The sequence below is a fragment of the Kribbella sp. NBC_01484 genome, from assembly GCF_036227145.1.
In the GTDB taxonomy this organism is placed as follows: Bacteria; Actinomycetota; Actinomycetes; order Propionibacteriales; family Kribbellaceae; genus Kribbella.
Window position 1 is genome coordinate 5,888,719 of sequence record NZ_CP109437.1, and the last position, 12,703, is coordinate 5,901,421.

Genomic DNA, 12,703 nt, shown 5'->3' on the forward strand with positions numbered 1-12,703 from the left:
CAGAAATGGGAACGTATGAGCAGGCTGAGTCTCACCAACCTCCCCGTCCGCCCCGAGGTCGACCCGCGCGCGCTGTCGGTCGGCATCGTCCACCTCGGACTCGGTGCGTTCCACCGCGCCCACCAGGCCGTGGTCACCGAGCGGGCCGCGGTCGTCAGCGGTGAGACGCGGTGGGGGATCGCCGGTATCAGCCAGCGCTCCGCGACCGTCCGGGACCAGTTGGCCCCCCAGGACGGCCTGTACGCCGTTCTGGAGCGCGGACTCGGTGATCCGTCGGTGCAGGTGATCGGGAGCATCCGCGAGGTCCTGACCGCACCGGAGGACCCGGAGGCGGTGGTCGCCCGGATCGCGGACCCGGCGGTGTCCGTGGTGACGCTGACCGTGACCGAGAAGGGCTACCGTGCCGCCGGCGCCGGGCTCGACCTGAACGACCCGGAGATCCAGGCGGACCTGACCGGCAGGCCGCCGCGGACCGTGGTCGGTCAACTTGCCGCCGGACTGGCGCGGCGGGTGGAGCCGCTGACGATCGTCTCCTGCGACAACCTGGTTGCGAACGGCCCCTTCCTGCGGAAGCTGGTGACGGACTACTTCGATGCGCTGGGCAAGGTTCCCGACGTGTTCGAGGCGACCCGGTTCCCGGCCAGCATGGTGGACCGGATCGTGCCCGCGACGACCGAGGCCGACCGGGATGAGGCTGCCCGGCTGCTCGGCGTACGCGACGAGGCGGTGGTGGTGGCGGAGCCGTTCCTGCAGTGGGTGATCGAGGACGACTTCGCCGGCGACCGACCCGCGTGGGAGCGGGGCGGCGCGGTGCTGACGGCGGACGTCGCGCCGTGGGAGCAGGCGAAGCTGCGGATGCTCAACGCCACCCACTCGATGCTCGCGTACCTCGGCGCGTTGCGCGGATACGCGACCATCGCGGAGGCGGTCCAGGACGAAGAGTTGTCCACGCTGGCTCGCGCGCTGATGACCGAGGACGTCGTACCGACCCTCACTCCGCCGGACGGCCTCGACCTGGCCGAGTACGGCGCGAGCGTGCTGGAGCGGTTCGCCAACCCGGCGTTGAAGCATCGGACCGCCCAGGTCGCGATGGACGGCTCGGTGAAACTGCCGGTCCGGATGCTCGGTACAGTCCGCGATCGGCTGGCGGCAGGAGCCGAGCCGCGGGTGATCTCGCTCGCCGTCGCGGCCTGGATGGTCTACGTGCTGAAGACTCCGGCCGTGGACGACCCGCAGGCGGACCGGCTCAAGGCTGCGATCGCGGGGGTGAGCGAGCCGGCCGCCGTGGTCGATGCGTTGCTGGGCGTGGATTCGATCTTCACGCCCGACCTGCGCGACTCAGCGGTGTTCCGCGAGCTGCTGGTCGAGCACGTCAGCGCACTGTCAGCACGCCCGTAGCGTCCAGGATCGCCTGCCCGATCCTGAAGGCGCTCGTGGTGTCCTGGCCGGTCTGGCGCCACTGCTGGGCGGTGTACCACTGGCCGGCCTTCTGGAACCGCTCAGCGGTCAGGCTGTCGAGGTTGTAGGTGTTCCCGTTCAGCGTGACCTCGCCGGCCGGGATGGCGGCGCCGGAGTTCTGCACCATGCCGGTCGCGGTGGTGCCGCCGCGCATCGTCACTTGGTTGCCGGAGACAACGATGTCGCGGAGCACGTTCTGTCCCCACGGCCCGGAGCCGCGGGTGCGGGACTGGATCGAGATGCCGTTCACGTTGTTCGCGACCACGTTGTCGCGGACCTGCACGTTCGACGACGTGTTGATGTTGATCCCGCCGCCGTCCCACAGCGACGTCCCCGAGCCGCGGCCGGTGCCGAAGCCGTTGCCTGTGATCGCGTTGTCCTCGATCACGCCGTTCCGGCCGATCTCGTAGCGGATCCCGTCCGCCGCGTTGTCGACGATCTGGTTGCCGGCGAAGGTGCGACCGTCGTCGTACGCGTCGCTCCACAGCCCGACGCCGCGGTTGTACTGGATCAGGTTGCCGCTCACCCAGCCGCCGCTGGACCAGGTGGTCTTGATCCCGCCCGACTCCCAGTCCGCGATCCAGAAGCCGTCGGTGTTGTTGTAGCTGACCTCGTTGGCCGAGATCGACGCGGACTTCGTGCTGTACTGGCCGACGCCGAGCTGGCCGTTCGAGTGGATGTGGTTCTTCTCGAGTACGGCGTTGTCGGCGTTCACCAGCATCGCGCCGACCGCGTGGTTCCAGCGAATGTCGTTGGCGACCACCTTCCAGCCCAGCCCGAGCACCACCGCACCACCCTGCGGCGGGGTGGCGAAGTGTTCGATCGTCAGCCCGCGCACCGTGACGCCGGTCGCGCTGGACTCGATCGCGGTCGGCGTCTTCGACATCTCCACCGCGTGCCCCGCCGGGTTGCTGCCGAGGTAGATCGCATTCGCCGCGTAGTCGGCGTAGAAGGTGCCGGGGGCAACCTTGTCGCGCGTTGCCACCCGGGTCAGGTGCTTGCTGTCCAGGAAGAGCTGCTCGGCCAGGTAGCAGATGTTCGCCATGTTGTCCTCGCACTGCCCCGTCTGCGCGTACGCCGGGGGCAAGGCTCCCGTGGTCAGCCAGTCGCCGTTGTTCGCCGACCACCTGGTCAGCCGGACCGATCCCGTGAGTACGGCGCCCCGGTCGCTGGCGAGCACCTGGTTCGCCTTCGGGCGGATCGTCCCGGTGAGCCGGTGGAGGCCGGCCGTGAAGCAGAACGTCGTACCCGTCGGGGCGTCGTCGACGATCGTCGCGGCGTCCTGGGCGGGTGTGATCGTGACGCCGGTGCAGGCCGAAACCTGCGACGGCCCGGTGGCGAATGTGCCGTCGGCCGGCGGGGGAGTGGCGGACTGATCATCGGGCAGCAGGCCGGGGATCAGGTCGGTCGGGTCGCCGGCCGGCACGCCGTGCGCCGGCAGGGCGGTGACGGCGGCAGCAAAGGTGCCTGCTGCAACGATCGCCAGAACTGCGGTAGCTGTCTTCATAGAGCGGAGCCTCCGGTGGCACAGGTGAGCCCTGAGCGCACCCCCCATGGCGCGGCTTCGCTTCGCAGACTACTACTACCTCAGGTAGTCGTGGCAATACGTAGTGCACAAATATGTTGCGGTCGGCAAGCGATCAGTTCGCGAGGAAGCTGCCGACCGTGTCCAGCCCGGCGTCGCGCCAACCGGCCGCGGTCAGCTTGGTGCCGGCCATCGCGAACCGCTGCGCGCCGAGCGCGTCCAGCACGTACTTGTTGCCGCTGAAAACGACTTCGCCGGCCGGGATCGGGGAGCCGGAGTTCTGCACCATGCCGGTCGCCTGGGTGCCGCCGGTCATCTCGATCGTGTTCCCGGAGACGCGGATGTCGCGCAGCAGGTACGTGCCCCACGGCCCGGTGCCGCGGGTGCGGGACTGGATCGTGATGCCGTTGACGTTGCCGGACACCTTGTTGCCGCTGACGGTCACGCCGGACGAGGTGTTGATGTTGATCCCGCCGCCGTCCCACAGCGACGTACCCGAGCCGCGGCCGGTGCCGAAACCGTTGCCGCTGACCGTGTTGTTCTCGATGGTGCCGTTGCGGCTGATCTCGAAGCGGATCCCGTCGGCGGCGTTGCCGACGATCTGGTTGGAGCTGATCACCCGGCCGTCGTCGGCGACGTCGGCCCACATCCCGATGCCCAGGTTGGCCTTGATCACGTTCCCGCTGACGGTGCCGGAGGACCGGGTCGACTTGATCCCGCCGGACTCCCAGTCGGCGATCCAGAACCCGTCGGTGTTGTTGGAGCTGATCACGTTGCGGGTCACGGATGCCGCGGCCGAGCTGTACTGGCCGAGGCCGAGCTGGCCGTTGTGGTGGATCAGGTTCTTGTCCACCTTCGTGTTGTTGGCCTTGACCAGCATTACGCCGACGGCGTGGTTCCAGCGGACATCGTTGGCGGTCACCTTCCAGCCAGGCCCGGACACCAGGGCGCCTGCCTGGGGTGCGCTGGCGAAGTGCTCGATGGTGAGGCCGCGTACGACGACGCCGGTCGCGCCCGACTCGATCGCGGTCGCGGTCTTCGACATCTCCACCGCATGCCCGGCCGGGTTGCTGCCGACGTAGATCGCGTTCGCCCCGTAGTCGGCGTAGAAACTGCCGTCGGAGACCGCGGGGGCGCTCGCGACCCGGGTCAGGTGCGTGCCGTCGACGAAGACCTGCTCCCGCAGGGAGCACACGTTCGCCTTGTTGTCCTCACACTGCCCGCTCATCCCGTACGCCGCGGGCAGCGCTCCACGCACCACCCAGTTCGCGCCGGACTTGGCCCATCCGGTCAGCGGCACGGACCCGCTGAGGACGGCGCGGTCCGCGCTCGCCAGCACCTGGTCCGCCTTGGGACGAAGGGTCTGCGCGATCCGATGCACTCCGGCGGCGAAGCAGAACGTCGTACCGGCGGGCTTCGCGTTGATGATCGACTGGGCGTCGTCGCTCGGCTTGATCACCACGCCGCTGCACGGACCCGCGACAGCCGGACCTGCCTCGTCGGAGTCCACGGTGGGGACCGTCGGGACCGGGGGAGTGGGGGTCGTCGTTCCCGGCTTCTTGGCCGTCGGCCGGGTCGTGCTCGGCTTCGTCGAAGGACCGGCCGTCCGGGTGGCCTTCGGCGGCTTGCTCGCCGGTGCGCCGGGCGTCTTGGGGACGCGGTGCGAGGGGAGGACGTGGGAGGCCGCCGAGTCGGTGACACCTGACTTGGCCGCGGTTGTCGCCTTGTTCTCGTTGGCGATGACGGGCAGCGCCACGGTAACGACGGCGAGCGCAGCGGCGATAAGCGCTGCGAACCACAACTTCCTCAATGCACCCTCCGGGCGTTGCATTACCCCGTGAACCAGGTGTAGCCACCGCGAGACTTAAGGTAGTGCCCATGCGGGTCGCCATGTTGCACAACCGTTACCGGACGGGTCAACCCAGTGGCGAGAACACCGTCGTCGCCCAAACGATTGATTTATTGCGTAACTCAGGACATGAGATCGACCTGTACGCCCGGAACAGCGACGATATCGCCGCCATGAGCCGAAAAGATCGCGCACTGTTACCGTTCCACTCCGTCTGGTCATTTTCGGCGGAACGCGATTTAACACATCTATTGCAGGCGCAGCGGCCCGATGTGGTGCACATCCACAACACGTTCCCGCTGTTCAGCGCCTCGGTGCTGCGCGCGGCGTACCGGCTGGACCTGCCGGTCGTGGCGACACTGCACAACTTCCGGCTGCTGTGCGCCAACGCGGTCCTGCAGCGCGACGGCCGGCCGTGCGAGTCCTGTGTGGGCAAGCTTCCGCTGGCCGCCGTCCGGCACGGTTGCTATCGCGAGTCCCGCGTGCAGACGTTGCCGCTGGCCACGAGTATCGGCGTCCACAACACACTGCACACCTGGCAGCGATACGTCACCACTCTGGTCGTGCCGTCCGAGTTCGTCCGGGACCGGTACGTCGCCGCCGGCTACGACCCGGATCAGTTGGTGGTCAAGCCGCACGCCGTACCGCACACCGGCGCGGTGCGCAGTGGCGCGGGGGAGGCCGTGGTGTTCCTCGGCCGGCTGGTCGAGGACAAGGGGTTCGCGGATCTCCTGCAGGCCTGGGATTCCTCGCTCGGCAAGCTGGTCGTCGTCGGCGACGGACCGCTGCGCGCCGAGGCGGAGCAACGGGCTCGGCGGGACCTGTCTGTTCAGGTGCTTGGTCAGCTGCCTTGGGCGGCCGGCATGGATGTGCTCCGGTCCGCGCGCGCCGCCGTCGTACCGGCGCGTTCGTATGAAAGCTTCGGACTCGTGGTGGTGGAGGCGTTCGCGCACGGCGTCCCGGTGGTTGCGTCCCGGCTCGGCGCGCTCGCGGAGCTGGTCGACGACGGCGAGACCGGGGCGCTGGCCGAGCCCGGCGATCCGGAGGGACTGCGGAAGGCGATGGGGTTGGTCGCTGATCCCGAGACTTCGATAGCCTTCGGCGAACGAGCCCGACAGGTCTATCTCGATCGCTTCACCCCGGAGCGTGACCTCGCGGCCACGGAGAGGATCTACACCGATGCGATCGCCCGGCACGCGGACAGCGGCCGGACCCGACGGGGACGCTGGGCGGGCCGTGCGCGAACGGTATAAAGTCACCGCTGACGTGGGGGGCCGCGTCGTACCGGGCACATCGACACAGGGCTCCGTCCGAGAGTCGCAGGGGGCAGCGCTTTTGCTGGGGGATCGAAGCTTGTCGCGGATCGGATGTGTGGCCGGGGTCTTCGACCTGTTCCACGTCGGCCATGTCGACGTACTCGAGCGGGCTCGCCGCGCCTGCGACCGGCTGGTCGTGGGAGTGCTGACCGACCAGTGGGCGCTGGACGCCTGGGGTGCGAGGCCGTTCGTCCCGCTGGTCGAGCGGGCCCAGATCCTCGAGAACCTGCGGTGTGTCGACGAGGTGGTCGTCGTGGACGGCGTACGGCCGGAGTGGCTGACCGACGTACTGGAGGTCCGGACCGTGTTCGCCGCCAGTCGCCTGGACGGTGTGCTGGGGGTGGACGAGCTCGACGGGATCCCGCCCGCGCTGATCACCGTCCTGCCGGCGGGCCGCGGTTCCCGCAGCCCGATCCTGCGCGCCGCCATCGACCAGCGCCAGTCCCGCAGTTCCGTCGCATGACTGTGCTTTTGGCCGGGCCTTCGGCGCCGGCAGGGTCATGGGGCTCTACCTCCCGGTCTTCCCTCGTCGGTCCAGTCGCTGTGTCGGATGCCACGCCTCCGGCGCGGCAGGTCATGGGGCCTGGCTCCCGGTCTTCCCTCGTCTCTCCGGTCGCTTCGCTCCCTGCGTTCCTCAGTCCAGACCGAGGCCCCATGGCCGGGCTCCCTACGCTCCTCAGTCCAGGCCGGGAGACCCCATGACCTCGTTGCGGGAGACGGTTGGGCAACTGTCCCGGGCGCAGAAGCCTTCGGCGGGTACGCCGGCGTACTCGCGGTTCGTGAACCGGCGGATCGGGCGGGTGTTCGCGGCGGCCGCCTTCCTCGGGCACCGGACGCCGAACCAGGTCAGCCTGGCTTCCGGTTTCTGTTCCCTGATCGGCATCATCTTGATCGCGCTGGTTCGACCGTCGTTGCCGCTGGCCCTCGCGGTGACCGCGCTGCTGGTGCTCGGGTACGGGTTGGACTCCGCGGACGGACAACTCGCTCGATTGCGCGGTGACGGGTCGCCGCTCGGTGAGTGGCTCGACCACATGATCGACTCGATCAAGATCGTCCTGCTGCACAGCGCCGTACTGATCTCGTTCTACCGCTTCGATGCCTTCAGCAACGAGTTGGTGCTACTGGTCCCGCTGGCTTATGTCTGCATGTCGTCGGTGCTGTTCTTCGGGCTGATCCTGATCGACCAGCTGCGCCGGCGGCACGGCGGCGCGCAGCAGCCCAACCAGCGTGGCGATTCCGTGCTCAAGTCGTTGCTCATCGCACCGACCGACTACGGCATCCTGTGCCTGGTCTTCCTGGCCTTCGGCACGCCGTCGCTGTTCGTCGTCCTGTACGGCGCTCTGCTCGCGGCCAACCTGCTCTTCCTCGCGGCCGCATTCGCCAAGTGGTACCGGGAGATGGCCGTGCTGGGGGCGAACGGCTGATGGGCATCGTCGGCTACGCGCCCGGGGTCTACGACATGTTCCACATCGGCCACCTGAACATCCTGCGCCGGGCCCGCGAGCAGTGCGACCACCTGATCGCCGGCGTCGTCGAGGACGAGGTGGTGGCCCGGATCAAGGGTCGCCCGCCGGTGGTCCCGCACGACGAGCGGATGGACGTCGTCCGGGCCCTCGGCCTGGTCGACGAGGTGGTCAGCGACTGGTCCAGCGACAAGTTCGAGATGTGGAAACAGCTCCGGTACGACGTTCTTTTCAAAGGTGATGACTGGAAGGGCACCGAGAAGGGGATGAGACTGGAGAGGCTGCTCGGCGAGGTCGGTGCGCGGGTGCACTACTTCCCGTACACCGCTTCGACGTCCAGCACCGATCTGCGCAGGCTCCTGGAGGGGATGAGCTGATGCCGGCCCGGCCGAAGGTTCTGCTCAGTGCCTACGCATGCCGGCCGCAGGGTGGCTCGGAACCGGGGGCCGGCTGGGCCTGGGCGAAGGCCGCCGCACGTGATCACGACGTGTGGCTGCTGACCCGGGGCAAGTTCGCGCACGAGATCGCCGAGGAGTTGGCGATCCGGCCGGTTCCGGGGCTGACCGTCGTACCGCTCGAGCTGCCGAAGTGGATCCTGCGGCTGCGGCGCCGGCCGTCGGACGTGTACTGGTACTACCCGCTGTGGCAGGGGCTGGCCCGTCGTACCGCCCGGGAGCTGCACGCGCAGCACACCTTCGACGTGATCCACCATCTGACCTTCGCGGTCGACTGGATGTCCGCCGGCGTGGTCGAGCAGTCGTCGGCCAAGGTGATCTGGGGACCGGTCGGCGGGTCGACCACGGCGCCGCTGTCGATGGCGCACTGGCTCGGGCCGCGTGGGCTGACGGCCGAGCTGGTACGGCGCGCCTTCACCGGCCTCCGTCGTCGCGTCACGGGCCGGAAGCTGGCCCAGAGCGCCGACCTGATGGTTGCCCAGAACAACGATGTGGCCGAGGCGTTCCGCCCGTACGCGCGGGAGATCGCGGTGCAGCCGAATGTGGCGATCCGGCGGTTCACCGCGTCCGGGCCGTACGAGCCGTTCGGTGCCCCGGGCATCAAGACGGCGCTGTTCGTCGGGCGGCTGATCCCGTGGAAGGGCGTGCTGCTCGGGATCAGCGCACTGGCGCGTCCCGAGGCGGCGAACTGGGAGTTGCGGATCATCGGCGATGGGCCGGACTGGCGGCGCGCGGAGCGGCTGGCCGACGAGCTCGGGGTCCGCGACCGGGTCGAGTTCACCGGTCAGCTGCCGCGGGAGGACGTGCTCGCGGCGATGTTCCGCGCCGACGCCCTGCTCGCGCCGGCGCTGCGCGAGGCGGCCGGCTGGGCGGTGACCGAGGCCCTGGCGTCCGGGTGCCCGGTCGTCTGCGTCGACCGCGGCGGACCGGCCGTCATCGTCGGCCCCGGCGAAGGCATCGCGGTCTCCTGGCGAGGCGACGTCGTCGGCGAACTCGCCAAGGGCCTCGCATCCCTCCGCGGCCGCATCACCCCGGTCGACCGCTGGGGCCCCGACCGCCTCCCCGACATCCTCGCCACCTGGTACACCCCAGCCCGCGTCTCCCAGTGACAACCACGGCGCCCGCCTACGGACGACCGACCCGCGCCTCCCAGTGACAACCACGGCGCCCGCCTACGGACGACCGGCCCGTGCCTCCCAGTGACAACCACGGCGCCCGCCTACGGACGACCGGCCCGTGCCTCCCAGTGACAACCACGGCGCCCGCCTACGGACGACCGGCCCGCGCCTCCCATGGACAAATCGCCTCGTGCCTCCGCGGACAAGACAAGGGGATATCCGGCTCTTCTGCTGGATGTGTGGGCGAGGTGAGCCAGGCTGGCCGGTGTGCAGCTCGACAGGTGGTGTCGGTCCAGGGTGCCGGTCGGACGAGGCATTCACGCATGAGATCGGCTGGCCCGGCCGGAGCTGGGGCCGACACCTCCTAATGAGAGTTACCGGGTCGCCGTCGGGCAGACTCGGGGCTGGTAAGCCGCCGGTGGGTGAGCACTTGTACCTCCTGGACCGTTTGAGTCCTGTCGACAGATCGTGCCCCTGCCGGTGACCGGGAGATTTGATCGCTGATGGGATGTCGTGCCCGGCCCTTGGTGTGGTTGGGGGGCGTGAGCACTGCTTCATTAGGTCGCTGATGGTTCTCCCGACCGGCTTGCTGGTGGTGTGGATGGCGTCGAGAGTGTGGGAGATCGGTGTTGAAGTTCTTTGTGGGAGATGACTGGGCCGAGGCGCATCACGATGTGGAGGTGATGGACCCGGCGGGGCGGGTGCTGGCCAAGGCGCGGTTGCCCGAGGGGGTGGCGGGGATGGCGCGGTTGCATGCGCTGGTGGCCGAGCAGTTCGGTGCGGCTGATCCTGACGAGGTCGAGGTGGTGGTCGGGATCGAGACCGATCGGGGCCCGTGGGTGGCCGCGCTGGTGGCCGCGGGGTACCTGGTGTTCGCGGTGAACCCGTTGCAGGCCTCGCAGTACCGCAAACGGCACGCGGTGTCGGGTGCCAAGAGCGACGCGGCCGACGCGCATGTGCTGGCCGACATGGTCCGCACCGACTCCCACCAGCTGCGCCCGGTGGCCGGTGACAGCGCCGAGGCCGAGGCGATCAAGGTCGTCACCCGGATGCACAAGACCCTGATCTGGGAACGGACCCGGACCACGCAGCGGTTGCGGCACGCGCTGCGCGAGTACTTCCCGGCCGCGCTGGAAGCCTTCGAGGACCTGGACGCCGCCGACACCCTCGAGCTGCTGACCAAGGCCCCCGACCCGGCCGCGGCGGCCCGGCTGACCACCGCCCAGATCACCGCGGCGCTGAAACGGGCCCGTCGCCGCAGCATCGCCGACAAGGCCGCGGCGATCCAGGCGGCGCTGCGCGCCGAGCACCTCGGCCAGCCCGCGGTGGTCACCGCCGCCTACGCCGCCTCGACCCGCGCACTGGTCGCGGTCCTGGCCGTCCTCAACGAGCAGGTCACCGGCCTGCAAGGGCAGGTGGAGGCCCATTTTGGCCGGCACCCGGCCGCTGAGATCATCTTGTCCCAGCCCGGGCTGGGACCGATCCTCGGCGCCCGGGTGCTCGCAGAATTCGGCGACGACCCCGACCGCTACGCATCGGCCAAAGCCCGCAAGAACTACGCCGCGACCAGCCCGATCACCCGCGCCTCGGGCAAGAAGAAAGTCGCCCTGGCCCGCTACGTCCACAACGACCGGCTCATCGACGCCCTCATGAGCCAAGCCTTCGCCGCACTCAACGCCTCGCCCGGAGCCCGCGCCTACTACGACAAACAACGAGCCCGCGGAGCCGACCACAACCCCGCCCTACGCCAACTCGCCAACCGACTCGTCGGCATCCTCCACGGCTGCCTCAAAACCAACACCCACTACAACGAAACAACCGCCTGGACCCACCCCACCCAAACCCTCGCAGCTTGACACCCAAACTCCTGGGATGTCTGTCGACCTTGCACATCCCAGCCTCCAGCTGCGCCCCATCAGCCTCCGACCGCACCCAACCGACCGCACCGCGAGGCACGGCGGAGCGGGAGCCGGGCGGGTTCGTGCTATTGACGGCGGGATCGGTGCGGATCTGCGGGACTGGGGACACCAGCTGGGGTCGTCGGACAGGTTGTGCCGTGTCCGCGGTCCCTGGTACCTGTCCGAGGTCGCGACGATCCCGCCGTCGGCCCGGGGGACTCACGCAGGACGTGGTGGGCGGGGACCTGGTATTGCAGATCCCCGCCCACCACAAGCTGTCTCAGGTCAACGGATCCGGCCTCCGACGAGGACGTGACACGTCGGCCACCACCCACACATTGAGCAGGAGAGCCGGATATCCCCTCGAACGGGAGCCGGTCGGTGGCGGGGCGGCGGGCGGGGTGGGTCAGTCGCGGGCGGTTTTGCCGGGGAGAGCGAGCATGCGGTCGAGGGCGAGCTTGGCGTACTTCTCGGTGTCCGCGTCGACCTTGATCGGGTTGACGACGTGGCCGGCGACCAGGTTCTCCAGCGCCCAGACGAAGTGCGGGAGGTCGATCCGGTTCATCGTGGCGCAGTAGCAGACCGCCTTGTCCAGGAACACGATGTTCTTGTCGGTGTGCTGCTTGGCCAGCCGCTGGACGAGGTTGAGTTCGGTGCCGACGGCCCACGACGTACCGGGCTCGGCCGTCTCGAGGGTCTGGATGATGTACTCCGTCGAGCCGACGAGGTCCGCCTTGGTCACGACGTCGTGCCGGCACTCGGGGTGCACGATCACGTTGACGCCTGGGACCCGCGCCCGTACGTCGTCGACCGACTCGGCCGTGAACCGCCCGTGCACCGAGCAGTGCCCGCGCCACAGGATCATCTTGGCCGCGGCCAGCTGCTCACGGGTCAGGCCGCCCCCGGGCTTGTGCGGGTCGTAGACCACACACTCGTCGAGCGAGATGCCCATCTTCAGTACGGCGGTGTTGCGGCCGAGATGCTGGTCCGGCAGGAACAGCACCTTCTCGCCCTGCTCGAACGCCCACTCGAGCGCGGTGTCCGCGTTGCTCGACGTACACACCGCGCCGCCGTTGCGGCCGCAGAACGCCTTGATGTCGGCGCTGGAGTTCATGTAGGTGACGGGCACGGTCACGTCCGCGACCCCGGCGTCGGCGAGGGCGTCCCAGGCCGCCTCGACCTGCTGGATCCGGGCCATGTCCGCCATCGAGCAGCCGGCCGCCAGGTCCGGCAGGATCACGGTCTGCTCGTCGTTGGTGAGGATGTCCGCGGACTCGGCCATGAAGTGCACACCGCAGAACACGATGTACGGCGCGTCCGGCCGGTTGGCCGCGTCCCGGGCCAGCTTGAACGAGTCACCGGTGACATCCGCGAACTGGATCACCTCGTCGCGCTGGTAGTGATGCCCGAGCACGAACACCTGGTCACCCAGCGCCGCCTTCGCCTTCAGCGCCCGCTCGACCAGATCCGGGTCGGACGCCGGCGGCAACGCGCCCGGACACTCGACACCCCGCTCCGAGTGCGGGTCGGTGTTCTGTCCCAGGAACAGCAGAGGAAGAGCCTTAAGGCCATCCGCAGTAGTCGTCACGTCAAACATCGTGCCATGTCCCACCCCGACGGC

General features: G+C 69.1%; 10 protein-coding genes. 7 read left to right on the forward strand and 3 right to left on the reverse strand.

Annotation, left to right across the window (positions count from 1 at the left end; genetic code table 11):
- Positions 1-15: 15 nt before the first annotated feature.
- Complete coding sequence (locus tag OG555_RS28795; RefSeq protein WP_329475679.1) at positions 16-1,398, forward strand: mannitol dehydrogenase family protein; 1,383 nt, start codon at positions 16-18, stop codon at positions 1,396-1,398.
- On the opposite strand, the gene OG555_RS28800 is transcribed toward OG555_RS28795, so the two are convergent.
- Together OG555_RS28800 and OG555_RS28805 are read right to left on the reverse strand one after the other, a co-directional pair.
- Entirely contained in the window at positions 1,373-2,965 is a 1,593-nt protein-coding gene (locus tag OG555_RS28800; RefSeq protein ID WP_329475680.1) for a right-handed parallel beta-helix repeat-containing protein, read from the reverse strand. The two genes, OG555_RS28795 and OG555_RS28800, sit on opposite strands and share 26 nt — an antisense overlap.
- A 133-nt stretch (positions 2,966-3,098) precedes the next feature.
- Positions 3,099-4,793, reverse strand: coding sequence for a right-handed parallel beta-helix repeat-containing protein (locus tag OG555_RS28805; RefSeq protein WP_329475681.1), 1,695 nt, complete (start codon positions 4,791-4,793; stop codon positions 3,099-3,101).
- A gap of 80 nt (positions 4,794-4,873) precedes the next feature.
- Between OG555_RS28805 and OG555_RS28810 the strand changes: the two genes are divergently transcribed.
- From OG555_RS28810 to OG555_RS28835, 6 genes are all read left to right on the forward strand, one after another.
- Positions 4,874-6,085 carry a glycosyltransferase family 4 protein gene (locus OG555_RS28810; protein WP_329484888.1) on the forward strand — a complete coding sequence of 404 codons (1,212 nt, stop codon included), beginning with the start codon at positions 4,874-4,876 and terminating at the stop codon, positions 6,083-6,085.
- 100 nt (positions 6,086-6,185) lie between these two features.
- Positions 6,186-6,611, forward strand: coding sequence for an adenylyltransferase/cytidyltransferase family protein (locus tag OG555_RS28815; RefSeq protein WP_329475682.1), 426 nt, complete (start codon positions 6,186-6,188; stop codon positions 6,609-6,611).
- Positions 6,612-6,846: 235 nt separating this feature from the next.
- Positions 6,847-7,572, forward strand: a complete 726-nt coding sequence (locus tag OG555_RS28820) for a CDP-alcohol phosphatidyltransferase family protein (RefSeq protein ID WP_329475683.1) — start codon at positions 6,847-6,849, stop codon at positions 7,570-7,572.
- A complete protein-coding gene (locus OG555_RS28825; protein WP_329475684.1) occupies positions 7,572-7,988 on the forward strand; it encodes an adenylyltransferase/cytidyltransferase family protein in 417 nt (138 codons plus the stop codon). Before OG555_RS28820 ends, OG555_RS28825 begins: the two co-directional genes overlap by 1 nt.
- Positions 7,988-9,175 carry a glycosyltransferase gene (locus OG555_RS28830; RefSeq protein ID WP_329475685.1) on the forward strand — a complete coding sequence of 396 codons (1,188 nt, stop codon included), beginning with the start codon at positions 7,988-7,990 and terminating at the stop codon, positions 9,173-9,175. Before OG555_RS28825 ends, OG555_RS28830 begins: the two co-directional genes overlap by 1 nt.
- Before the next feature lie 692 nt (positions 9,176-9,867).
- On the forward strand, positions 9,868-11,040 hold the full coding sequence (locus tag OG555_RS28835; RefSeq protein WP_329484779.1) for an IS110 family transposase: 1,173 nt from the start codon (positions 9,868-9,870) through the stop codon (positions 11,038-11,040).
- 448 nt (positions 11,041-11,488) lie between these two features.
- Here OG555_RS28835 and nadA read toward each other — a convergent pair whose 3' ends face one another.
- The gene (nadA, locus tag OG555_RS28840) at positions 11,489-12,670 is read right to left on the reverse strand and encodes a quinolinate synthase NadA (RefSeq protein ID WP_329475686.1); all 1,182 of its coding nucleotides are present in this window, start codon (positions 12,668-12,670) and stop codon (positions 11,489-11,491) included.
- Positions 12,671-12,703 lie beyond the last annotated feature (33 nt).

Bases quoted from the DNA above. Each gene is read 5' to 3' on its own strand.
- OG555_RS28795 (WP_329475679.1), top strand. From the start codon at position 16: ATGAGCAGGCTGAGTCTCACCAACCTCCCCGTCCGCCCCGAGGTCGAC.
- OG555_RS28800 (WP_329475680.1), bottom strand. From the start codon at position 2,965: ATGAAGACAGCTACCGCAGTTCTGGCGATCGTTGCAGCAGGCACCTTT.
- OG555_RS28810 (WP_329484888.1), top strand. From the start codon at position 4,874: ATGTTGCACAACCGTTACCGGACGGGTCAACCCAGTGGCGAGAACACC.
- OG555_RS28820 (WP_329475683.1), top strand. From the start codon at position 6,847: ATGACCTCGTTGCGGGAGACGGTTGGGCAACTGTCCCGGGCGCAGAAG.
- OG555_RS28825 (WP_329475684.1), top strand. From the start codon at position 7,572: ATGGGCATCGTCGGCTACGCGCCCGGGGTCTACGACATGTTCCACATC.
- OG555_RS28830 (WP_329475685.1), top strand. From the start codon at position 7,988: ATGCCGGCCCGGCCGAAGGTTCTGCTCAGTGCCTACGCATGCCGGCCG.
- OG555_RS28835 (WP_329484779.1), top strand. From the start codon at position 9,868: ATGGACCCGGCGGGGCGGGTGCTGGCCAAGGCGCGGTTGCCCGAGGGG.